Raw genomic sequence first — 21,603 nt, forward strand, 5'->3', positions numbered from 1 at the left:
TGCGCACGCACGGACGCCGCACCCCCGTCGCTCACGCGACCGAGATGCGGCGTCCCGGGTGCTCCGGCGGGGTCGAAGCGCCGGCGCACCAGCCGCTGATGGTGGAGCCAACGCGGCCGTCTTGGGAGAGGCTGGCTCAGCGCTCGGACGGAACCGAGCCGAGCGGCATATGCCTCATGAATTGTTCAGAGTTGAGGAATGACGATCGTCTGGCCCGCATGGAGGTGCGACGTGGAGAGGTTGTTGGCGAGCTGGAGCTCGACGACACCCTCAGCGATGGGCAGGTGCGGCAGCTGGCGCGACGCGATCTCGGAGAGTGTCTGACCCGCTTCGACGGTGATCGACTCGGGCCGCCCGGAGGCCGAGGCGAGCTGGCCGGCGACAGCCAGCGCGAGCCCGGCGAGGAGCAGGGCAACGAGGAAGGCGACGACCAAACGGCCCCGGCTCGTGAGCCGATAGGTGGGCTGGGCGACCGGCCGGACGAGCACGAGCCGCGGCCGAGGCGCCGGTGCCGGCCGGACCGGAACGGGAAACTCGAGAACCTGTGCGCCCATGGTGTCCTCCTCGGAGCGAACGGATGTTCGATAGAACGTCTGTACGAATTTCTAGCACGCGCGTTCGAAGATTGTCGAGCGACACGTCGAACATATGTTTGGCAAGTGTGTTCGAAGCGCCATAGGCTTCATCCACAACAGACACCACACCAGTCACCACCGACAGTGGCCGTTGTGACAGCCTGAGACGAGTCGCCACCAAGCAGCGCGTGAGCATGACGAAGGGGATCAGCATGGGCGTGACCGAGCTTCCGGACCGGGACAAGGGAGACCGGCTGACCGTCCGTCAGCGGCGCGTCCTGGAGGTGATCCGCAACTCGGTGGAGCGACGCGGCTATCCACCGAGCATGCGCGAGATCGGCGACGCCGTCGGCCTGTCCAGCCCCTCGAGCGTCTCTCATCAGCTGAACGCCCTCGTCGCAAAGGGCTACGTGCGCCGCGACCCCAACCGGCCCCGGGCCCTGGAGATCGTCTCCCCTGATGCCGGCGCCGAGCCCACCGGCCGCCGGGCCGGCCGGGCCTCCGCGTTCGACGGCCAGGTGACGCAGCACGACACCGAGACCGACTCAGGTGACGCCCGACCCGCGGCGGCCTACGTGCCGGTGCTCGGACAGATCGCGGCCGGCGTGCCGATCCTCGCGGAGGAGGTCGTCGAGGACGTCTTCCCGCTGCCGAAGCAGATCGTCGGCGAGGGCAACCTCTTCCTTCTCAAGGTCGTCGGCGACTCGATGATCGAGGCCGCCATCTGCGACGGTGACTGGGTCGTCGTCCGCCAGCAGCCCACGGCTGACAACGGCGACATCGTGGCGGCGCTGCTCGACAACGAGGCGACGGTCAAGACCTTCAAGCGCAGGGACGGCCACGTGTGGCTGTTGCCGCACAACCCTGACTTCTCCCCCATCGACGGCGACCACGCCACGATCCTCGGCAAGGTCACCGCGGTTCTGCGCCGGGTCTGAGCGGCCACTCCTCACGAGGCCGTCTGCCGCTGCGCGCTCCCACACGCCGGCTGGGTGACGCTCGCCGTGCGTATCACGCTGCGCCGCGCCAGACTCTGACCGTCACCAGGCCTGCACACTCGGGAGGGCAGTCATGAGGCAGTCGCACGAGGCCGCTGTGCTGAACACGTATCGCTACCTGCGGTTGGCAACGATCCCGCTCCTGCTCACGCTTCTCATCGCGGTGGCTCTGGAAACCTTCCGCGGCGAGCCGTGCCTCCTCGGGTCGATCAGCGCGTACTACCACACCCCCGCGCGGGGGGCCTTCATCGGCGGGCTGTTCGCCGTCGGTGCGTGCCTCATCGTCTACAAGGGCAACGACCCGCTCGAGGACGTGTTGCTCGACTTCTCGGGTTTCATGGCCTTCGTCGTCGCGCTCGTCCCGACCGTCGTCGACACCGGGTGCGGCTCCAAGTACCCCGTGCAGAACCTCGATCTCACCGCCGCTGCCGTGCGCAACAACATCACCACGCTCCTCATCGCCACGGCGCTGGCCGTGCTCGCCAAGTGGTTCCTCGTCCGCCGGGACCGTCGGCGCGCCACGAGCGCCCAGAAGGATCTCGAGCTCCCGATGCAGCCCGCCGACGAGGCTCCCACGCCGCTCAACGGTCAGGTGGCTCAGTGGGCACGGCGCGCATCATGGATCTGTCTGGTGATCCTCGCGGTCGAGCTCGGTCTCTTCCTCTTCTGGCCGGACACCTTCAAGGACGTGAGCCACGGCGTGGCCGCGATCACCATGGTGCTGGGTGTCATCGGCGTCATGATCGCCAACGCTCGTGGCCTCAGCCAGGCCGAGCAGGAGTCCGATGAGCTCCGCTCCGCACCGACTCCACCAGGAGGGCGGGAGCCTGAGCAGGGGCCGCGCGCCTGGGTCAACCGGTACAGCCTGGTCGCAGCCGTCATGGTGGCCCTGATCGGCGTGACGGTCGTCCTTCACCTGGTGGGCCTGACCGGGGACTACGTCATCCTCATCCTCGAGGTCGTGGTCATCCTCAGCTTCCTGGTCTTCTGGGGTCTGCAGACGGCCGAGCTGTGGGACCACCCGACCCGCGAGGACAAGATGATCGAGGAGCGGCACGCGAAGGCCGCACCGAAGGTCATCCCCTTCGAGCGCTTCGCTGCGCCCGATCGCCCGGCGAGCGAACGCCGAGTGCCCTAGTCACAAGGCTGTCGCACTGACCCGTCTGGCAGGTCAGTGCGTCAGCCTCGGGCTGGTCAGCCTTCGATGCAGCTGGCCTGCCACGAAAGTCAGCGTTCGTGACCGAGCGCCGCCACCAGGGCGTTCAGCGTGGGTCCGAGAGGTGCGTGCAACCGGATCGTCGCGTCGGCGTCACCCCGGGTCGCCGAGCGGGTCACGATCGCGACGGGCACCCCGCTCCGGGCGGCGTGCCGCACGAAGCGGTAGCCGCTCATGACCGACAAGGACGACCCGAGCACCAGGACCGCGCCGGCCTCCTCGACGAGGCGGAAGCACGTGTCGACGAGGGGCTTGGGCACGGACTCCCCGAAGAACACGACGTCCGGCTTGACCGTGTCGCGGCCGCAGACGAGGCACAGCGGCGGATAGAACGACTCGACCAACGAGTCCGGGACGACGATGTCCCCATCAGGACGGACCTGCTCCCCCCACTGCGACCCGACGGTCTCGGCCTGCGCCGCGAACTGCTCCATGAAGCCCGGGTTGGCCTCCGTGCTCCGCTCGTGCAGCCCGTCCCGGGAGGTGACCTCGCCACAGGTCAGGCAGACGGCCCGGTCCAGCGAACCGTGCAGCTCCACGACGTCGCGGGCGCCCGCCTGTTGATGGAGGCCGTCGACGTTCTGCGTGATGATCGGCCCGACATAGCCCTCGTCCTGCAGGAGCGTCACCTGCTCGTGGCCGGAGTTGGGCCGGGCCTGGTTGAACCGCTGCCAGCCGATGTAGCTCCGAGCCCAGTACCGTCGGCGTGCCTCACTCGACCCCGTGAACTCGCCGAGGGTCATCGGCTCCACCCGGCGCGTCCCGTCCGGGCCGCGGTAGTCCGGGATCCCCGACTCCGTGGACATCCCGGCTCCGCTCAGCACGAGGACCCCTCCGGCGCTGACGAGGTCGACGAGGTCGTCCATCGTGCCGAGGTCCTCCGTGACGAGGGGCAGGGCCCGGGTCGTCGCAAGTTTCACGTCCACAGCCTACGTCTCATGTGGCAAAAGGCTCAAAACCATAATTCTGAGTTATGATGACGGCATGATCGACGCAGCGGGCCTTCGGGTCATGAAGGCCATCGCCGACGAGGGCAGCTTCACCGGCGCCGCCCACGCTCTGGGCTTCTCGCAGCCGGCGATCTCACAGATGGTGCGTCGGCTCGAGCAGCGGACGGGCACGGTGCTCGTCGAGCGCTATGGGCGGCAGGTCCGCCTCACCGAGGCGGGTCAGGTGCTGGCCCGGCACGCGGTCGGGGTGCTCTCCGCGCTCGACGCGGCCGAGGAGGAGATCACCGCCATCGCCGGTCTGCGGGCAGGCCGCGTCCGCCTCCAGGCCTTCCCCAGCTCGTCGGCGACGCTCGTCCCCAAGGCCCTGGCCATCCTCAAGCGGCAGCACCCCGACATCGTCGTGACCCTCACCGAGGCGGAGCCGCCCGAGTCGCTCGCGGCCCTGCGCAACGGTGACTGCGATGTCGCCGTCGCCTTCGCCTACGAGGGCGCCGACCTCGGGGTCCTCGAGGAGGACCTCTCGCTCCTCGAGACGCACCACCTGCTCGACGACGAGGTCCGTGTCGTCGTGCCCAAGGACCACCCCCTGGCCGGCCGGCAGAGCGTGTCCCTCTCCGACTTCGCCGACGAGGAGTGGATCGCCGGCTGCCCCCGGTGTCGCGGCCACCTCGTCTCCCTCGCCGACCATGAGGGTTTCCGTCCCAACGTCGCCTTCGAGATCGAGGACTACGTCGCCCAGATCGGCCTCGTCACGGCCGGTCTCGGGGTGGCTCTCGTGCCCGACCTCATCCTCAACGCCGCCAAGCACGAGGACGTCGCGACCCTGTCACTCTCCCCCGTCTCACGTCGGCAGATCCTGGCCGTCACGACGGGAGACCTCCAGCGGGTCCCAGCGGTGGCGGCGGCACTGCGGGCCCTCGGAGAGGCTGCCGGCGCGCAGGTCGACGTGCCCGAGCCCGCCCTCTCCCCCGCCTGACAGCGCCGGCGAGCCCAGCGGCATACAGTGCCGTCATGGCCGACGACGCACGTATCTCCTTCCTGCCGGTTCCCGCTGCCGAGGACGTCCCGGAGGGCGTGACGAGGCTGTGGGCCAAGTCCGAGGAGGCGTTCGGCTTCGTGCCCAACGTCTTCAAGGCCCAAGCGGTCAACGGCGACCAGTTCCTGGCGTGGTGGAACTATTTCAACCTCCTCGTGAACAAGGAGGGCCACCTGAGCAACGCCGACCGGGAGCTGCTCGCCGTCGTCGTCTCCAACGTCAACCGCTGCACCTACTGCGTCATCTCGCACGGCGCGGCCCTGCGGACCTACACCGAGGACGAACGGACCGCTGACCTCGTCGCCGTGAACTGGCGCCAGGCCAACCTGCCCGAGCGGGAGGCGGCGATGGCGGCCTACGCCGAGAAGCTCACCCTCCAGCCCGCCGACGTCGTCGAGGCGGACCTCGAGCCGCTTCGTTCCGTGGGCCTCGACGACCACCAGATCATGGAGCTCGTCCAGGTCGTCGGCATGTTCAACCTGACCAACCGGGTCTCCTCGGCGCTCGGGTTCGTGCCCAACGCCGAGTACCACTCCCAGGCCCGCTCGTAGCAGCGCGTCGTATGCCGCTGGGCGCGCTCCCGCTGGAAACTCCCGGTGGGCGCGGCGAACGTCATCGCCGGGCTCCCCGCTTCGGCACAATGAGCCAATGACGAAGGTCGCGGTCGCAGCGCCGAGCTCCGCAGCACTCGAAGCCGGCCTGGCCGTGGTCGAGGACGGCGGCAACGCCGTGGACGCGGCCGTGGCGGCCTCGATCGCGGCCATGTGCACCGAGCCGGGCATCGTCAGCATCATGGGCGGCGCCTACGTCAACATCTGGCCGGCCGACGGGTCGCCCGTGGTCATCGACGGAAACGTCGAGATGCCCGGACGTGGGCTGGACCCGAGCCGGTTCGGCCAGGGCATCCGGTTCGTCGAGACCCAGTACGGCGGCGGCATCACCTTGGGTGCCGGCTACGGCTCTGTCGCGAACGCCGGTGCCGTGCAGGCTCTCTCCCGAGCGATAGAGCTGCACGGCCAGGTTCCCTGGTCACGCGTCGTCGAGCCGTCGGAGCGCACCTGCCGCGACGGCTTCGCGGTCGGCGCCAGCTCCGCGCTCTACCTGGGCATCGTTCGCGAGAGCCTCTTCGGTGAGGACCCGGAGGCGCACGCCGTCGTCACCGGCCAGGAGGGCCACACCCTGCGCGCGGGCGAGATCGTCCAGAACAGCGACCTCGCCGACATGCTCGAGCTCCTTGCGGCCCAAGGCCCGTCCCTCTTCACGTCGGGCGCGGTCGGGCGCGTCCTCGTCGAGCAGATGCAGCAGCACGGCGGGCTGATCACCCGGGAGGACCTGCTCTCCTACGAACCCGTGGAGCGGCAGCCGACGCTGCGGCGCCTGGGCGACTGGACCGTCGCCCTCAACCCGCCGCCGTCGGTCGGCGGGCCGATGCTCGCCGTGATGCTGGGCGAGCTGGCAGCCCGCCGGCCGAGGTGGTCGTGGGCGGATGTCATCGAGATCCAGAAACAGGTGCTCGCCTACCGGCTCTCCATCCACGACCGCTCGCCGGACCTGCTCGCTGACGGCCAGGCGCTGCTCGAGTCCGTCGAGCGGCACGGTCTGGCCGGGCTGCCGACGTCGGCGTCGACCGCCCACGTGTCCGCCGCCGACGCGGACGGCACGGCCTGCTCGATCACGATGTCATCGGGATACGGCGCCGGCATCGCCATCCCCGGCACCGGGATCCTGCTCAACAACGCCCTGGGCGAGCCGGAGCTGAACCGCCGCGGGCTCCACGCGCTCGCGCCCGGCACCCGGCTCGCGTCCAACATGGCGCCCACGACGGCCCGGAGCGACGCCGGCGGCTGCCTCGCGGTGGGGACACCGGGAGCCGACCGCATCACCACGGCACTGCTCCAGGTCCTGGGCAAGGCGCTGCTGCTCGGAGTCGACATCGAGGAGGCCATCGAGGCGCCGCGACTGCACGTGCGGTTCCGGGAGGACGGCGCCACGGCTGTGGAGCACGAGCGCGACCCGGGGATCGCGGCAGCAGCCGAGGCCAGCGGGATGGCCAGATACGAGTACCCGTCGAAGCACATGTACTTCGGTGGGGTCGGCGCCGCCCAGCTCGACGGCGACGAGCTCTTCGCGGCGGGTGACTCGCGGCGGGAAGGGGCCGTGGGCGTCGCCTCCTGACGCCCCGTCGGGAGGCTGGTCGCCGGTGCGGGCGGCTCACTCGCGGGTGCGGACCGCGAGCTGCCCGGTTGAGTCGACGACGACGGCCACGTCGCCGTTGACATCGGTCCGGAAGACGGCGAACCCCCTGCTCGCCAGGGTGTCGAGGAGGGCAGGCGCCGGGTGGCCGTAGTCGTTGTCCTCACCGACGCTGATGACCGCCACTCGCCCGGAGATCAGGTCGAGAAGCCGGTCGTCCCGGTTGCTCGAGCCGTGGTGCGCCACCTTGAGGACGTCCACCTCGCCCCATCGCCCAGGGTCTCGGACCGCTGCCCGCAGGACCTGGGCAGCCGCCTCGCGCTCCACGTCCCCCGACAGCAGCAGGCGCACCCCACGGACCGTCACTGTGAGGACGACCGAGCCGTTGTTGGCGACCGAGCCCTCGTTGATGGGGTGGCCCGGCCACCACACGTCGGCAGTCACCGCTCCAGCCCGGACGGTGTCACCTGCTCGCAGCTGCCCGACCCGAATACCTGCCGTGGTGGCCAGCTGGTGAACCTCCCGCACCATCGACTGCGGTTCCTGGACCGGTGAGACGCGGATCTCCGCCACGGCCCGGCCCTCGACGACGCCCGACAGCCCGGCGACGTGGTCGGCGTGGAAGTGGCTCAGGACGACGAGGTCGAGGACGGTGACTCCGAGCCGGTCGAGGCAGCCGTCGATCTGCCGCGGATCCTCCCCGGCATCGATGACCACGGCGTGCCCCTCGACACCCGGCGGCCCGCTGTTGACGACCAGGCCGTCCCCCTGACCGACGTCGCACGCGACGAAGACCCAGCCCGGGGGCGGCCACGACGCGATGCTCGTCGGAGCGGCGGCCACCCCACCGACGAGGACTGCCGCCAGCGCGGGCAGCGGCCGGAGCCGGGCGCGGCGCCAGGCCCACGGCGCCAGCAGCAGGACCGCGGCCGTGACGCCAGCCAGCGCCACGGCCCTGCCGGCGGAGTCGCCCCAGTCGATGCTGCCCAGCGGCACCTCCGCACACGTCCGCGCCACCCAGGCGATGCCCTGGGCCGGGACGCCCGCGAGCCACGCGACCACCGACGCGCCGCCGACCCAGACGACCGAGAGGACGGCCACCGCGACACCGAGCACCGTCGTCGGGGCGACGAGGGGCGCTGCGAGGAGGTTGGCGGGAACGGCGATCAGCGAGACGGTGCCCTGCAGTGGCACGACGATCGGCCCACAGACGGCTTGGGCCGCGAGGGGAACGGCCAGCACGGGTCCGAACCACGCGAGCCGTCTCGGCAGGCCACGGGCGATGACGCGTCCCCACGGCTGCGCGAAGACGAGCAGCCCCAGCGTCGCGACACTCGACAGGGCGAAACCGTAGGACCGGGACAGCCACGGGTCCCAGACCAAGAGGCCGACGACGGCAGCCGACAAGGCGGGGACACCGGCCTGACGGCGGGACGTCGACAGCGCCAACAACCCCACCGCGCCCATCACGGCCGCGCGGATGACGCTGGGCTCGGGCCGCGCCAGGACCACGAAGCCGGCGAGCACCGCGAGCGCAACCCAGGGCCGGGCGGCCCGCCGGACCCCGAGCAGCCGACAGAGTCCGAGTCCGACCGCGAGGACGAGCGTGACGTTGCTGCCGGAGACCGCGCTGAGATGGCTCATGCCGGTGTCGAGCATGGCCTCGGTCAGATCCGGGGGTGTCCGGCTCGTGTCCCCGATGACCAGGGCCGGGACGAGACCCCGGGCGTCCGGGCTGAGCCCCGCTGTCGCCTCCCTGAAGCCGGCACGCACCGAGTCGGCGGCTCGGAACACCGGACCCGGCTGGCCCCTCAGGGCCAGGGGCTGCTTCGGCCGTGCGACCGCCACCACCTGGTCGCCCGGCTCGGCGGCGGAGAGGCGCACCACAGCCTCGACGTCCCCGCGCCACCGGGCCCCTGCCCAGGAAAGGTCCCCCACGACGAGAATGGGGGCGCTCACCACGCTCACCCGCCCCCGACCCTCGACCTCGTGCACGTCGATGTGGACGAGCACCACGGGATCCCGGCTGCCCTCGTCGCGAGCGGCTGAACCCGGTCCCGCAGCCGCCGGGGGCCATTCCCCGAGCGCGCGAGGCTCCAGTGCGACGGTGCCGCGCACCGTGACCACGGCCTGCTCCTCCGCGAGCTCCGTGAGAGGACCCACCTCGCGCAGCGCCCGATGGCCGGAAGCAGCGGCGAGGAGGAGGGCGAGAACTGCGAGGGTGAGACCCGTGAGCCGGAGCCACACCGACCGCGGTTGCGCCAGCGCCACCGCTGCCGAGCCGATCGCCGCGACGAGCGCGGAGGACCAGACCCACGCCGTGGGGACGACCAGGGCGACGAACGCCACCGCCGGCCAGGAGACCAGGACCGGGACCAGCAGCCTGGCGTCCAGTCGTCGGGGCACGCGCACGACCTCGTCGGCCACCTGGCGCCGAACGACGCGCGCGACCGGCTGGCTCACACCGTGACCTTGGGCCGCAGCTGCGCCAGCATCTTGTCCCCGATCCCGCTCACCTCGCCGAGCTCCTCGACGGATGTGAACCGGCCGTTCTCCGAGCGCCAGTCGACGATCCGCTGCCCCAGCACCGGGCCCACTCCCGGCAGGGTCTCGAGGGCGGCCAGGTCCGCCGTGTTGAGGTTGACCAGTCCCGACGCCGCGCCGCTCCCCGGCGCTCCCACCACCCCCGGCCCTCCCCCGGCGCTCCCCGGTGCAGGCGAGCCCGCCGCGGGCGGCGGCTTCTCACCCGGTCTCGGGACGAAGACCTGCTCGCCGTCCACGAGAGCCCGAGCGAGGTTGAGGGCCGCGAGGTCGGCCGTCCGGGTCGCCCCTCCGGCCGCCGTGATGGCGTCAGCGACTCGCGCGCTGCCCGAGAGCCGGACGAGCCCCGGCCGCCGCACCTGTCCGACGACGTGCACCACCAGCTCCGTCCTGGCGCCAGCGGCGGGCCCCCCGTCCGGCCCCCCTCCGGCGAGTCCGGGTGCCGATCCCGGAGGCCAGCCCGTGGCCGACTCCCCCGGCCCCGCAGGCGCGGACCCCGACACCACCTGAGGACTGGCCGGTCCGCCGTCGACCGGCGCGACGACGTCGCGAGCCCCGTGGGCACCGCCCAGCACCTGGCCGTCCTGCGCCGCTCGCTCCGCCCAGAGGATCCGCACGACGAAGGCGCAACCGAGCGCCACGACGAGCGCCAGCACGGCGACGACCGCGCTGCTCGACACCGAGACCCGACCGGCCCGGATCGACGCCGGAACCGTGACGAGCGCGGGGTGCCGGGCTCGCCGCAGGGTGGTCTCCAGGTCGGCTGCCGGAGGACCCGACTCCTCGGGGTCGTCCGAGCCCAGGTCGACGAGCTCCACCGCCCCCGGAGGCGCCGGCACCCAGCCACCGCGCTTCCCCCGCGAGGCACCGTCCTCAGCAGTCCGCCCGCCCAGGACCTGCACCACGCGCTCGAGGTCGGGGGTCCTCGGGACTCGGCTCAGCGGCATACGGCGAAGGTAGGCAGCGCGGCCACGCAGGCCCCGCGAGGTGACCACGCACTGTGGAGGACGACGGCCGGCCGGAAGGGATGTGGACAACCACTTCCCGAGACAGCGCCACCCCGATTGGGAGGGCGGGCACCGGCTGGGCCACAATCCTCGGGTGGCCCGGCACATCATGACCCTGACCTGCGACGACCGTCCCGGCATCGTGGCCGCCGTCTCGACGGCCCTGCTCGACGTCAACGCGAACATCGTCGAGAACCAGCAGTTCTCCGACGAGGACACCAACCTCTTCTTCATGCGGACCGTGTTCGACGCGGCCGAGGGGGAGGTCCAGAGGGTGCTCGACGCGATCGACGCGAGCGCCGCCGTGGAGCACCAGCACCTGGCCGTGCGCCCCGCCGACGAGCGGTGTCGGACCCTGATCCTCGTCAGCAAGTTCGACCACTGCCTGCTCGACCTGCTCTACCGGTGGAAGTCGGGCGACCTGCCCATCGACATCGTCGGCGTGGTGTCCAACCACGAGGACACGCGCGGGCTCGTGGAGTACTACGGCCTGCCCTTCACACACCTACCCGTGACGAAGGAGACGAAGGCCGACGCCGAGGCCCAGCTGCTCAAGATCGTCGATGCCGAGGACGTCGGGCTCGTCGTCCTGGCCCGTTACATGCAGATCCTGTCCAACGACCTGTGCGAGCAGCTCGCGGGGCGCGCGATCAACATCCACCACTCCTTCCTGCCCGGGTTCAAGGGGGCCAAGCCCTACCACCAGGCCCACGACCGCGGGGTCAAGCTGATCGGGGCGTCGGCCCACTACGTGACGGGTGACCTCGACGAGGGGCCGATCATCGAGCAGGACGTCGTGCGGGTCACCCACGCCGAGACCCCGGAGCGGCTCGTCGCCCTCGGACGCGACGTCGAGCGCCGGGTCCTCTCACGCGCGGTGCGGGACCACGCCGAGAGCCGGGTCTTCCTCTCGGGGCGGCGCACCATCGTCTTCTGAGCGGCCTTCCCCGGCGCAGGCACCACGAGCCGGTATGCCGCCGGGCTCAGTAGCCGTCGAGTGTGCAGTCCGTGCCGCGCTCGGACGAGCAGGAGCCAGCACGACGTGCACACTCGACCCGAAGGGTGGGGCACCAAGTGCCCACTCGAGTGGACGGGTGCGGGCGCGGATCAGCGGAGGTGACGCTGGCGCCACCAGCCCAGGACGTTCTTCTGGTGCCGCCACAGGACCACGAGGGCGAGACCGATGAGCCAGGCACCCGTCCACCCGTCGCCCGGTGCCCGCCCCGCCAGGACGACACCGGCGGTGACGAGCAGGGCCAGGGCAGCGAAGATCGAGCCGGCCGCCACCCACCGCGTGAGCACGGCGGCCACGACGAACACGCCCAGGACGACGAGTCCGACCCAGGGGTGCACCCCGAGCATGGCCCCGAGGGTCGTGGCCACGCCCTTCCCGCCGCGACCGCGCAGGAAAGGCGACCAGATGTGGCCGAGGATCGCAGCGAGACCGACGAGGTAGGCGGCGTGGGCGCCGAACCACTGCCCGGCGAAGAAGGTGGGGACCAGTCCCTTGAGCACGTCGAGCACCCCGACCAGCACCCCCCACCTGCGGCCGAGCACCCGGCCGGCGTTGGTCGCGCCGGGGTTGCCCGACCCGGACGCCGTGAGGTCCTGGCCGAGCAGTCGCGCGACGATCGTCGCCGGGTTGACCGATCCGATGAGGAACGCCACCACCACCGCTCCCGCCAGCACCGCGGGGTGGACGCCGTTCACAGCGGGTCGACTCCCGCGTCCGGCGGCTCGAGCACGTCCCCGGGGCGTGGCGACACCGCGACGGCAACCGTGCCCGGACCGACGTGCGCCCCGACCACCGCGCCCAGCTCGACGACGAGCACCGACCGAGCGCCACGGACGCGCTCGCGCAGCTGGGCCGCGACGGACTCGGCGCGGTCCGCGGAGTCGAGGTGATGGACGGCGATGTCCACCGCGACCCCCGACGCGTCCGCCTGCTCCGCGGCGAGGGTCACGAGCCGGGCGATCGCCCGCGCCGAGGTGCGGACCTTCTCGAGCGGCACGATCCGTCCGTCGCGCACCGACAGGATCGGCTTGATCGCGAGCGCCGAGCCGAGCAGGGCGGAGGCTGCCCCGATCCGCCCACCGCGGCGAAGGTGCTCCAAGGTGTGGACGTAGAAGGTCACCGACGAGGGACCGAGACGGTTGGTCACCGCGGCGAGGACCGCTTGCAGATCTCCGCCGCGCGCGGCCCGCTCCGCCCCGGCGATGACGGCGAAGCCCATCGCCATGCCGATGGTCTCGCTGTCGATGACCTCGACGGGCACCGGCGCCTCGCGAGCGGCGACCGCGGCCGCCTCGTAGGTGCCGGACATCTGGCTCGAGAGGTGCACGGAGACGATGTGGGTGGCGCCCTCGGCCGCCAACCGGGCGTAGACCTCCCCGAACACGGCCGGGCTGGGGCGCGAGGTCGTCACGATCGTGTACTCGCGCAGGGCCTCGGCCACCTGGGTCGCGGTGATGTCCCGACCCTCGACGTGCTCCTTGCCGGCCACGACGACGTGCAGTGGGACCACGTCGATGCGGTGCTGCTCGACGAGCTCATCCGGCAGGTAGGCCGTCGAGTCGGTGACGACCCGCACGTCCACCCGGGCCGCCGCCGCCTCGCGCGCGCCCTCGGCCGCCCGGGCGCGACCCCACCGGCGCAGCCGTTCGTTCAGCCGGTCGCTCAGGCGCTCACCCGGCCGATCATCCGGCTGGTCACCCGGTCGGTCCCACGGCCGGCCGCCCCCGGTGGTCACCGTGGGCACCCGGCGAGCTGAGCGGCATACGGCATGGTGGGCTGCCTCAGAGCGGGACGACGTTGACGAGCCGGGGGGCGCGGACGATGACGGTGCGGACCCCGTCCACGGTCGCGGCCTTGACCTTGTCGCGCGCCAGCGCCAGCTCACGCAGCTGGTCCTCGGAGATGTCGGGCGCGACCTCGATGCGGTCGCGCACCTTGCCCCGGACCTGGATGACGCACGTGACCGACTCCTCGACGATCTTGGTCGGGTCGCTCTCCGGGAAGGGGACGTAGGAGACGCCCCCGGAGTGGCCGAGCTTGGCCCACAGCTCCTCCGCGATGTGCGGCGCCACCGGGGCGACCATGAGGACGAGCGCCTCGACGACCTCACGCGGCGGGACGTCGAGCTTCGTCACGGCGTTGTTCAGCTCGATCAGCTTGGCGATGGCGGTGTTGAAGCGCAGCCCCTCGAAGTCCTCGCGGACCCCGGCGATGGTCCGATGCAGCTGGGTCGTCAGGGCCTGGTCCGGCTCGGTGTCGCCGACCCGGACGTCACCGGTCACCTCGTCGACGACGTTGCGCCAGAGCCGTTGGAGGAACCGCTGCGAGCCGACGACGGCGCGCGTCTCCCACGGCTTGGACACCTCGAGCGGGCCCATGGCCATCTCGTAGACCCGGAACGTGTCCGCACCGAAGGCGTCGTACATCTCGTCGGGGCTGACGGAGTTCTTCAGGGACTTGCCGATCTTGCCGTACTCGCGGTTGACGAGCCGGCCGTCCCACACGAAGGTCGGCTGGCCGTCCGTGCCGGGCTCCTCGACGACCTCCGCCGCGGGGACGTACTGACCCCGGTCGTCGGTGTAGGCATAGGCCTGGATGTAGCCCTGCGCGAAGTACTTGCGGAAGGGCTCCTCGCTCTGGACGTGCCCGAGGTCGAAGAGCACCTTGTGCCAGAACCGGGCGTAGAGCAGGTGCAGGACCGCGTGCTCGACCCCGCCGACGTAGAGGTCGACGCCGCCCGGGTCGCGGGTCCCTGCGGGGGCACCGGCCACGGGCGTCGGCTGGGTGGCCAGCCAGTACGCCTCGTTCTCGGGGTCGACGAACTTCTCGTGGTTGGCCGGGTCGAGGTAGCGGAAGTAGTACCAGCACGAGCCCGCCCAGTTGGGCATGGTGTTGGTCTCACGGCGGAACCGTCGCAGCCCACGACCGTCGCCGAGGTCCAGCTCGACGTTGACCCACTCGGGCACGCGCGACAGCGGCGGCTCCGGGCTGCTCGTCGCGTCGTCCGGGTCGAACGTCTTGGGGCTGTAGTCCGGGACGTCGGGCAGGGTGAGGGGCAGCTGGTCCTCGGGAACCGGGTAGCTGACGCCGTCCTCGTCGAACATGATGGGGAACGGCTCGCCCCAGTAGCGCTGCCGGCTGAACAGCCAGTCGCGGATCCGGTAGGTGATCGCCCCTTCAGCGATGCCGTCGAGCTCGAGGGCCTCGACGATCCGGGCCTTCGCGTCATCGACGGCCAGCCCGTTGAGGTCGACGTGGTCGTTGGCCGAGTTGACGGCGAAGCCCTCGCCCACGAAGGCCTCGTCGAGCGGTGCCTCCGCCTCGTCCGGCGAGGCGGCCACGACACGACGGATCGGCAGCGAGAACTTCGTGGCGTACTCGAAGTCGCGCAGGTCGTGCCCGGGCACCGCCATGATCGCGCCCGTGCCGTAGCCCATCAGGACGTAGTCGGCGACGAAGACCGGGATCGCCTCGCCGTTCAGCGGGTTCGTCGCCCACGTCCCGGTGAAGACGCCGGTCTTGTCCTTGCCCTCGGTCTGCCGCTCGACGTCGCCCTTGCGCGATGCAGCGAGCTGGTAGGCCGCGACTGCCGCACGTGGCGTGGGGGCCGATGCAGCGTCCGGGCCCTTCCAGTCCTCGTGGGTTCCCTCCGGCCAGTCCCCGTCGGGGACAAGGGCATCGACGAGCGGGTGCTCCGGAGCGACGACCATGAACGTGGCGCCGAAAAGGGTGTCGGGGCGGGTCGTGAAGACCTCGATGTCGCTCTGGTCGCCCGCGACCGTGACGACGGGAAAGCGCACGCGTGCGCCCTGCGAGCGCCCGATCCAGTTGCGCTGCATGAGCTTGACGTTCTCGGGCCAGTCGACGCGGTCGAGGTCGTCGGCCAGGCGGTCGGCGTAGGCGGTGATCCGCATCATCCACTGCGCCAGGCTGCGGCGGAACACCGGGAAGTTGCCCCGCTCCGAGCGGCCCTCGTTGGTGACCTCCTCGTTGGACAGGACGGTCCCCAGGCCGGGGCACCAGTTGACGGGCGCCTCGGACCGGTACGCGAGCCGGAAGGCGTCGAGGGCCTTGGCCTGCTCGGTCGCCGTGAGGTCGGCCCACGGGCGACCGTCCTCGGTGGGCACAGCCCGGCGGCCGGACTCGAACTCCTCGACGAGCTCGCTGATCGGGCGGGCCTTGCCGCGCCCACCGTCCTCTCGCACGGCCGCCTCGTCGTACCAGGCGTCCCAGATCTGCAGGAAGATCCACTGGGTCCAGCGGTAGTAGTCCTCGTCGATGGTGGCGAAGCTGCGGCGGTTGTCGAAGCCGAGGCCGAGACGGCGAAGCTGCCGCCGCATCACGGTCATGTTCTCCTCGGTCGTCTTCCGAGGGTGCTGGCCGGTCTGGACGGCGTACTGCTCCGCGGGCAGCCCGAACGCGTCGTATCCCAGGGCGTGCAGGACGTTCTTGCCGAGCATCCGGTGGAACCGGCTGTAGACGTCGGTCGCGATGTAGCCGAGGGGGTGGCCGACGTGCAGACCGGCACCGGAGGGATACGGGAACATGTCCAGGACGACGAGCTTCTGGCCTCGCCGCGCGACCTCGTCGGGCTCGGCCCACGGGCCGGCCGGGTTGGGCGCGTTGAACGTGCCCTCCTCCTCCCAGCGGTCCTGCCAGGCGACCTCGATCTGCCCAGCCATCGCGGCGGTGTACCGGAACGGCGTCTCGTTGGTCTGCGTCTGCTCGCTCATGTCTTCTCTCCAGGTCCTGTCAGCCGGCCGCGCGGGTCTTCCGAGGTGCACGGGCGCGGAGCACCCGTGAGGGCAAAAAGAAACCCCTCACGCAGGAGGGGGAGCCGCGCTGATGCCGGGACGCCCGGCTTTGGTCAACGCGGCTGCGGAAGGAGCAGCTGACCAGCCATGGGCCCAAGGTTAGCGCAGGCACCAGCCTGCCTGTCGTGGGTGCCGCTCTGGAGGCGCCGCACCGGGTCAGCTCGACGCGCTCGCGCCGAGCAGCCCGACGACGAGCAGGGTCAGCGCGCCGTGGTAGGCGACCATGACGAGCACCGGTGCCCAGCGGCGCTCGAGGACGAAGCGGTCGTGGCCGAGCAGGAGGTACGCCGCGAGCAGGAGTGCGCTGCCGCCGAGGACCAGCCGGTCGAGCGCCTGCCACGCTGCGACCAGGAAGAGCCCGGCGAGCGTGAGCAGGTGCAGGAGCACCACGCCCCGCTGCCTCCCGGCGGACCGGACGACCTCGCGTCCCCATCGCCGGTGCAGCAGGGCCAGCGCGACCAGCGCGAGCGGAACCCACCAGCGCACGCCGGAGCCGGCCGGCACGCAGATGAAGGCCCAGCCCCAGGCGACCTGGGCCAGGATCAAGATCCAGAGCGCCAGCAGGTAGCGCCGCTCGGTGGCGGTGAGCAGCAGCGCGTCGACCAGCACGTGCAACCCGATCGCCAGGAGCACCGGCCGCAGCGCGGGCGCCCCGTCCGTCGGGACGAGCGAGACGTCCACGCTCCCCTCCGTCGCCAGGGACCAGGCCAGACCGGCCAGGAGGAGGAGAAACGTCGGCCTGGTGATGAGGTCGACGACATGGTCCTGCCGCACGATGGCCAACCAGCTGAGAGCCGCCGTGAAGGCGACCGCCACCGCGAGAACCATGACATGGGTCTCCACAGGCCCAAGGTTCGCAGGGCGGCGCACGTGCACGGGGTGGGACACGCGGGGACGATCAGATCACCTTTTGGGACGCCCGCGCAGCACGCGCCCCGAATCGTGCCAGACTCGACTAATGCCAATGCGCCAGTTTCAGCACACCGTGACACCCGATGACACGGCGGCAAAGCTCGGCACCGGCGACCTCGACGTCGTCGCGACGCCCCGGCTCGTCCAGTGGTGCGAGAGCGCCGCCTTCCAGGTGTGCCAGAAGTCCATCGACGACGACCACACGACGGTCGGCACGATGGTCAAGTTCGAGCATGTCAAGGGCAGTCCGGTCGGGAGCGAGGTCACCATCCACTGCGCCGAGCCGATCAACGACGGGCGCCGGCTCGTGTGCTTCGTCAGCGTCAAGGACACGGACGGCGACGACATCGGCAAGGGCGAGGTGCACCGCGCGATCGTCGACCCCGACCGCTTCATGACGCGCTGCCGCAAGCTCGTCTGAGCCCGCCGCCGCGCTCCCCCGCCGATGAGCGGGCGCGAGCTGAGCGGCATACGGACATCGTTGCTGCCGTATGCCGCTGGGCCGGCTTCACGCCTCACAGCGCGTAGGCCTCGCCCTCCCTGCGGAACCCCAACCGCTCGTAGTAGGGGTCGACCATGTCGGGGGGCGTGAGGACCCGGCGGAAACCGCGGGACCGGAATGGTCCCTCCGGCCCGAAGACGAACTCGCCCGGGGAGAGGTCACGGTACGGCGGCGTGACGTAGTCCAGCAGCAGCTGCGCCCGACCGTCCCCGAGGTCGCGCACGAGCACGACGCCGACGGTCGCGTCACCCCTGAGGACGAGGTAGGACGGGTCCCCGGTGAACGGGTCATGGACGAAGGTCGGGTTGTAGCGCCGGATCTCGGCCTCATGGACCCGCAGCACGTGCCTGAGGTACTCGTCGTCGCCGCCGACCTCGAGCACCTCGTAGGCCGCGGCGTCATGCCGCTGCTGGGACATCCGGACGAGGTGCGCGACGTTGATGCCGACGAGCACGACGTTGAGTCCGACCATGGGCCAGACCCCGATGGCGAGGTTGTAGCCCATGAGGATCAGGGACCCGACGAGGTTGATGATCCGCAGGCGATGCAGCCGGGTCTGCACGAGGGACCAGACCAGAACTGCCGATCCGACCCACCCGACTGCCTCGAGCCACCACCGGTCCATTCCGGGGAGCCTAGCGACCGCGCCTCCCGCTTCGACCGGCGAGCTGCAACCCGAGCACGGCTCCGATGATTCCGGCCATCAGGCAGAGCTTGGTCAGCGAGGTGGGTTCTGCTCCGATCAGCATGGCCCACCCGACGGTCAGCGCGGCGCCCGTCCCGGTCCAGACCGCGTAGGCGGTGCCGATCGGGATGGACCTCGAGGAGACCGCGAGGCCGACCATGCTGGCGACGAGAGCAACGGCGAAGACCGCCGCGGGCCCGGGCCGCGCGAGGCCGTCCGAGGCGCCGAGTGCGGTCGCCCACACCGCCTCGAGGACAGCGCTGCCGAGCAGGACCACCCACGGTGTCATGACGCCGCCTTGAGGCCGATGACGCAGCAGATGAGGACGAGGAGCAGGACGGCACGGGTCACATCGAGGCGTTCGCGACCGCGCGCGACGGAGAGCACGACCGTGCCGACCGCCCCGATGCCCACCCACACCGCGTACGACGTGCCCGTCGGCAGCCCGGTCATCGCGAACGCCAAGCCGCCCATGCTCACGGTCAGCGCGAGCGCGAAGACGACCGCGGGGACGCGACGGCGGAAGCGGTCGGACTCTGCGAGGGCCGTGGCCCAGACCGCCTCGAGGGCTCCCGAGAGGACGAGGGCGAACCAGTGCACGAAGACTCCAGGTCGGCCGTCTTGTCGCAGGGCGGGTACGGCTCCCTCGTCCGCGGGCGCCGGTGGCGCTCCGACTGCGATCCTACGTCGGTTCCGGACGGGCGCGGACGGGCCGGACGGGCCGGACGAAACCGGCGTTTCCCTGAGGTATCACCCCGGCGGGGGCTAGCCTCTGAAGAGGGTCAGGGGGTGGGCCGATCCGATCTGGGTCCCGCCTGTGAGGGGGTCACCGTGGGACGCGACTATCTCGACTTCGAGGTCTCCATCGAGAGCACCCCAACGGGGCAGGTGGCCCGGGTGACGAGCTCGCCCGCAGGCACCGGAGGAGCACCCTTCGCCCTTCCGTTCAAGCCGGTCGAGCTGGCCCAGTTCATGACCGCCGTCGGGCCCCCGCGCGTCGCGTCTCGACGACTCGTGCCCGCCGAGTCGCGCGTGATGGACGTGAAGGACTACGGCAGACGGCTCGGCGACGCGCTCTTCGCCGGTGACGTGGGCAGGCTGTTCCGACAGAGCCTCTCGACCGCGAAGCAGCAGGGGTCCGGGCTCCGGGTGCGCCTGGGTCTCGAGTCCTCCCCGGACCTCGAGCCGATCCCCTGGGAGTATCTCTACGACAGCGAGCTGGGCCGGTTCCTCACGCTGTCCTCGCAGACGCCGATCGTCCGGTCCCTCGAGGCGCTCGACGTCCCGGCTCCCGTCCAGGTCGTCGCGCCGCTCCGCGTCCTCGTCATGATCTCGAGCCCCTCGGACCTACCCCAGCTCGCGGTCGCGCACGAGGAGGAGCTGCTCCGAGCCACCACGGCCGACCTCGTGTCGAGCGGACGACTGGAGCTCGTCGTCCTGACGCAGGCGACCCTGAGCGACCTGCAGCGCGCCCTGCTCGACACGTTCCACGTCTTTCACTTCGTCGGCCACGGCGGCTTCGACAAGGGCGCCGCCGAGGGCGTGCTCGTCCTCGAGCGGGAGGACGGCACGTCCCACCGCGTGGGCGCGTCGCGGCTCGGCACGCTGCTGCACGACGCGAACGGCATGCAGCTGGTGGTGCTCAACGCGTGCGAGGGAGCCCGCACGAGCGGCCGCGACGCCTTCTCCGGGGTGGCCCAGGCGGTGGTCCGACAAGGACTGCCCGCCGTCGTCGCCATGCAGACGGAGATCTCGGACCGGGCGGCACTCGTCTTCAGCCACGAGTTCTACTACTTCCTGACCCGCGGCCTGCCCATCGATGCGGCCATCTGCGAGGTCCGGAAGGCGATGGCCACCTCCGACGAGGCGTCGGAGTGGGGCACGGCCGTGCTCGTCCGGTCCGGTTCCGACCAGCCCTTCGACGTCTCGGCCCTCGGCGCCATGGCGGAGCCTGCTCCCGAGGGCCGGCTGGAGTCGCTCTATGCCGCGGCGCAGTCGTCCCTCGCCTCGGCCGCCCCCCACACGGCGGTTCCGATCCTCGAGCAGATCGCGGCCGAGCGCCCCGACTTCGCCGATGTCACCACGCTCCTGGAGGCGGTCAAGGTCGAGATCGAGACCACCGCCTCCGACGCCCGGGCAAGGCCCGAGGTCGCCCCGGACCGGGGCCGCCCCGTGGACCGGAAGGGCGCCGACACGGCAGCGTGGGAGCGGGAGCAGCAGGACCGGGAGCGCGCGCTGCGAGAGGACCGGGAGAAGCGGGAGCAGGCGCGCCGGCAGCGTGAGCAGGCTGACCGGGACGAGCGCCGACGGGCGCCACGCGCGGCCTCGCATGGACGGCTGCGACCCCTGAGGGCGCTCAAGCTCGCAGTGTGGCTGGTTGTCCTCGTGGCCGGCTTCCTCGCCTGGCGCTTCCTGCCCACCCTGGTGCAGCGGGCAGAGCCACTGGTCGACCTCGCCTGTGGCTCACCGTCCGACTCCTCTGCGCCTCGGACCAGCTTCGTCGTCGGTTGCGCGCCGGTCGCCCCGGTCATCGACGGGGAGTTCGACGACTGGCGCTCGGTGACGACCCACCCCGTCACGGCGGTCGTCTACGACCGCGGCGGGGTTCGTTCCGGGCTGGCCGGCTCGTGGAAGCTGCTGTGGGACAAGGATGCCCTCTACCTTCACGCCTCCGTCACCGACCCGCAGATCACCCCGGTGCGCACGTCGGACCCGAAGAGCTTCTGGAGCGGCGACGGCATCTCGTTCGAGTTCGGCCCCGACCCACGAGCCCTCGACCGGGCCGACCGCCTCCGCACCGGTAGTGACGTGCACGTGCTCATCGGCCTCGTCGAGGACGGCGACCGCCGCGCCCTCGCCGCGATCAACCAGGCCAGCAAGGGCACCTTCGCGACCGGGGCGGCTGCCCCCGAGATCGACGTCGCCAGGCGTGCGACTGCGGACGGCTACCAGCTCGAGGCCCGCGTGCCCTGGTCCGTCCTCGGCCTGTCCATCCCTCCCGCCCGCGGGACCGTGATCGGGATGAACCTCAACGTGAGCGATGCGGCGCGACCCGGGGAGCTGCGGACGATGCTCAGCAGCAACCCGAAGCGGACCCGCGAGGCCCAGCCACATCCTCGGCTGTGGCAGACCGTCCTCCTCGGGGACGGGGGGTGAGCC

The 21,603-nt window shown here is 71.3% G+C and carries 19 protein-coding genes and 1 riboswitch; of the genes, 8 read left to right on the forward strand and 11 right to left on the reverse strand.

The window, feature by feature from the left end:
* Positions 1–185: 185 nt before the first annotated feature.
* On the reverse strand, positions 186–554 hold the full coding sequence (locus ABWV20_RS14630) for a LysM peptidoglycan-binding domain-containing protein (RefSeq protein WP_353356307.1): 369 nt from the start codon (positions 552–554) through the stop codon (positions 186–188).
* Between the two features lie 215 nt (positions 555–769).
* Here ABWV20_RS14630 and lexA point away from each other — a divergent pair, with 215 nt between their 5' ends.
* Together lexA and ABWV20_RS14640 are read left to right on the forward strand one after the other, a co-directional pair.
* Positions 770–1,513, forward strand: coding sequence for a transcriptional repressor LexA (gene lexA, locus ABWV20_RS14635; protein ID WP_353356738.1), 744 nt, complete (start codon positions 770–772; stop codon positions 1,511–1,513).
* 133 nt (positions 1,514–1,646) lie between these two features.
* Positions 1,647–2,711 (forward strand): hypothetical protein, encoded by a 1,065-nt coding sequence (locus ABWV20_RS14640; protein ID WP_353356309.1) that lies wholly within the window; start codon positions 1,647–1,649, stop codon positions 2,709–2,711.
* Positions 2,712–2,800: 89 nt separating this feature from the next.
* Here ABWV20_RS14640 and ABWV20_RS14645 read toward each other — a convergent pair whose 3' ends face one another.
* On the reverse strand, positions 2,801–3,715 hold the full coding sequence (locus tag ABWV20_RS14645) for a Sir2 family NAD-dependent protein deacetylase (protein WP_353356311.1): 915 nt from the start codon (positions 3,713–3,715) through the stop codon (positions 2,801–2,803).
* Between the two features lie 58 nt (positions 3,716–3,773).
* On the opposite strand from ABWV20_RS14645, the gene ABWV20_RS14650 reads away from it, so the two are divergent.
* The 3 genes from ABWV20_RS14650 (at position 3,774) to ABWV20_RS14660 (ending at position 6,950) form a co-directional block, all read left to right on the forward strand.
* Positions 3,774–4,715: a LysR family transcriptional regulator gene (locus ABWV20_RS14650; protein ID WP_353356313.1), complete on the forward strand. Its 942-nt coding sequence runs from the start codon at positions 3,774–3,776 to the stop codon at positions 4,713–4,715.
* 35 nt (positions 4,716–4,750) lie between these two features.
* A complete protein-coding gene (locus ABWV20_RS14655) occupies positions 4,751–5,326 on the forward strand; it encodes a peroxidase-related enzyme (RefSeq protein ID WP_353356315.1) in 576 nt (191 codons plus the stop codon).
* A gap of 97 nt (positions 5,327–5,423) precedes the next feature.
* A complete protein-coding gene (locus tag ABWV20_RS14660) occupies positions 5,424–6,950 on the forward strand; it encodes a gamma-glutamyltransferase (RefSeq protein WP_353356317.1) in 1,527 nt (508 codons plus the stop codon).
* A gap of 36 nt (positions 6,951–6,986) precedes the next feature.
* Here the strand turns inward: ABWV20_RS14660 and ABWV20_RS14665 are convergent, their stop codons facing one another.
* Both ABWV20_RS14665 and ABWV20_RS14670 read right to left on the reverse strand, forming a co-directional pair.
* Entirely contained in the window at positions 6,987–9,431 is a 2,445-nt protein-coding gene (locus ABWV20_RS14665) for a ComEC/Rec2 family competence protein (RefSeq protein WP_353356319.1), read from the reverse strand.
* Positions 9,428–10,456, reverse strand: coding sequence for a ComEA family DNA-binding protein (locus tag ABWV20_RS14670; RefSeq protein ID WP_353356321.1), 1,029 nt, complete (start codon positions 10,454–10,456; stop codon positions 9,428–9,430). Before ABWV20_RS14670 ends, ABWV20_RS14665 begins: the two co-directional genes overlap by 4 nt.
* Before the next feature lie 154 nt (positions 10,457–10,610).
* Here ABWV20_RS14670 and purU point away from each other — a divergent pair, with 154 nt between their 5' ends.
* Positions 10,611–11,453 carry a formyltetrahydrofolate deformylase gene (gene purU, locus ABWV20_RS14675; RefSeq protein WP_353356323.1) on the forward strand — a complete coding sequence of 281 codons (843 nt, stop codon included), beginning with the start codon at positions 10,611–10,613 and terminating at the stop codon, positions 11,451–11,453.
* 170 nt (positions 11,454–11,623) lie between these two features.
* Here purU and plsY read toward each other — a convergent pair whose 3' ends face one another.
* From plsY to ABWV20_RS14695, 4 genes are all read right to left on the reverse strand, one after another.
* On the reverse strand, positions 11,624–12,226 hold the full coding sequence (gene plsY / locus ABWV20_RS14680; RefSeq protein ID WP_353356325.1) for a glycerol-3-phosphate 1-O-acyltransferase PlsY: 603 nt from the start codon (positions 12,224–12,226) through the stop codon (positions 11,624–11,626).
* Complete coding sequence (locus tag ABWV20_RS14685; RefSeq protein WP_353356327.1) at positions 12,223–13,266, reverse strand: DegV family protein; 1,044 nt, start codon at positions 13,264–13,266, stop codon at positions 12,223–12,225. The genes plsY and ABWV20_RS14685 overlap by 4 nt, the downstream gene beginning before the upstream one ends.
* Before the next feature lie 46 nt (positions 13,267–13,312).
* Positions 13,313–16,264, reverse strand: coding sequence for a leucine--tRNA ligase (leuS, locus tag ABWV20_RS14690; protein ID WP_353356329.1), 2,952 nt, complete (start codon positions 16,262–16,264; stop codon positions 13,313–13,315).
* A gap of 237 nt (positions 16,265–16,501) precedes the next feature.
* Positions 16,502–17,188 (reverse strand): lysoplasmalogenase family protein, encoded by a 687-nt coding sequence (locus ABWV20_RS14695; protein ID WP_353356331.1) that lies wholly within the window; start codon positions 17,186–17,188, stop codon positions 16,502–16,504.
* 121 nt (positions 17,189–17,309) lie between these two features.
* On the opposite strand from ABWV20_RS14695, the gene ABWV20_RS14700 reads away from it, so the two are divergent.
* Positions 17,310–17,678 carry a thioesterase family protein gene (locus ABWV20_RS14700; RefSeq protein ID WP_353356333.1) on the forward strand — a complete coding sequence of 123 codons (369 nt, stop codon included), beginning with the start codon at positions 17,310–17,312 and terminating at the stop codon, positions 17,676–17,678.
* 94 nt (positions 17,679–17,772) lie between these two features.
* Here the strand turns inward: ABWV20_RS14700 and ABWV20_RS14705 are convergent, their stop codons facing one another.
* The 3 genes from ABWV20_RS14705 to ABWV20_RS14715 are packed head-to-tail and all read right to left on the reverse strand — an operon-like array spanning position 17,773 to position 19,044.
* Positions 17,773–18,384: a YgjV family protein gene (locus ABWV20_RS14705; protein ID WP_353356335.1), complete on the reverse strand. Its 612-nt coding sequence runs from the start codon at positions 18,382–18,384 to the stop codon at positions 17,773–17,775.
* A gap of 10 nt (positions 18,385–18,394) precedes the next feature.
* Positions 18,395–18,733 carry a DMT family transporter gene (locus tag ABWV20_RS14710; protein ID WP_353356337.1) on the reverse strand — a complete coding sequence of 113 codons (339 nt, stop codon included), beginning with the start codon at positions 18,731–18,733 and terminating at the stop codon, positions 18,395–18,397.
* On the reverse strand, positions 18,730–19,044 hold the full coding sequence (locus tag ABWV20_RS14715; RefSeq protein WP_353356339.1) for a DMT family transporter: 315 nt from the start codon (positions 19,042–19,044) through the stop codon (positions 18,730–18,732). Before ABWV20_RS14715 ends, ABWV20_RS14710 begins: the two co-directional genes overlap by 4 nt.
* 11 nt (positions 19,045–19,055) lie before the next feature.
* A riboswitch (guanidine-III (ykkC-III) riboswitch) is annotated at positions 19,056–19,118 on the reverse strand.
* Between the two features lie 157 nt (positions 19,119–19,275).
* Between ABWV20_RS14715 and ABWV20_RS14720 the strand changes: the two genes are divergently transcribed.
* Positions 19,276–21,600, forward strand: a complete 2,325-nt coding sequence (locus ABWV20_RS14720) for a CHAT domain-containing protein (RefSeq protein ID WP_353356341.1) — start codon at positions 19,276–19,278, stop codon at positions 21,598–21,600.
* The last annotated feature ends 3 nt before the right edge of the window (positions 21,601–21,603 follow it).

The sequence above is a fragment of the Intrasporangium sp. DVR genome, assembly GCF_040365325.1.
Lineage (GTDB): Bacteria > Actinomycetota > Actinomycetes > Actinomycetales > Dermatophilaceae > Intrasporangium.

Coding starts and splice junctions, on each gene's coding strand:
- ABWV20_RS14630 (WP_353356307.1), bottom strand. CDS start 554: ATGGGCGCACAGGTTCTCGAGTTTCCCGTTCCGGTCCGGCCGGCACCG.
- lexA (WP_353356738.1), top strand. CDS start 770: ATGACGAAGGGGATCAGCATGGGCGTGACCGAGCTTCCGGACCGGGAC.
- ABWV20_RS14640 (WP_353356309.1), top strand. CDS start 1,647: ATGAGGCAGTCGCACGAGGCCGCTGTGCTGAACACGTATCGCTACCTG.
- ABWV20_RS14650 (WP_353356313.1), top strand. CDS start 3,774: ATGATCGACGCAGCGGGCCTTCGGGTCATGAAGGCCATCGCCGACGAG.
- ABWV20_RS14655 (WP_353356315.1), top strand. CDS start 4,751: ATGGCCGACGACGCACGTATCTCCTTCCTGCCGGTTCCCGCTGCCGAG.
- ABWV20_RS14660 (WP_353356317.1), top strand. CDS start 5,424: ATGACGAAGGTCGCGGTCGCAGCGCCGAGCTCCGCAGCACTCGAAGCC.
- ABWV20_RS14670 (WP_353356321.1), bottom strand. CDS start 10,456: ATGCCGCTGAGCCGAGTCCCGAGGACCCCCGACCTCGAGCGCGTGGTG.
- leuS (WP_353356329.1), bottom strand. CDS start 16,264: ATGAGCGAGCAGACGCAGACCAACGAGACGCCGTTCCGGTACACCGCC.
- ABWV20_RS14700 (WP_353356333.1), top strand. CDS start 17,310: ATGCGCCAGTTTCAGCACACCGTGACACCCGATGACACGGCGGCAAAG.
- ABWV20_RS14705 (WP_353356335.1), bottom strand. CDS start 18,384: ATGGACCGGTGGTGGCTCGAGGCAGTCGGGTGGGTCGGATCGGCAGTT.
- ABWV20_RS14710 (WP_353356337.1), bottom strand. CDS start 18,733: ATGACACCGTGGGTGGTCCTGCTCGGCAGCGCTGTCCTCGAGGCGGTG.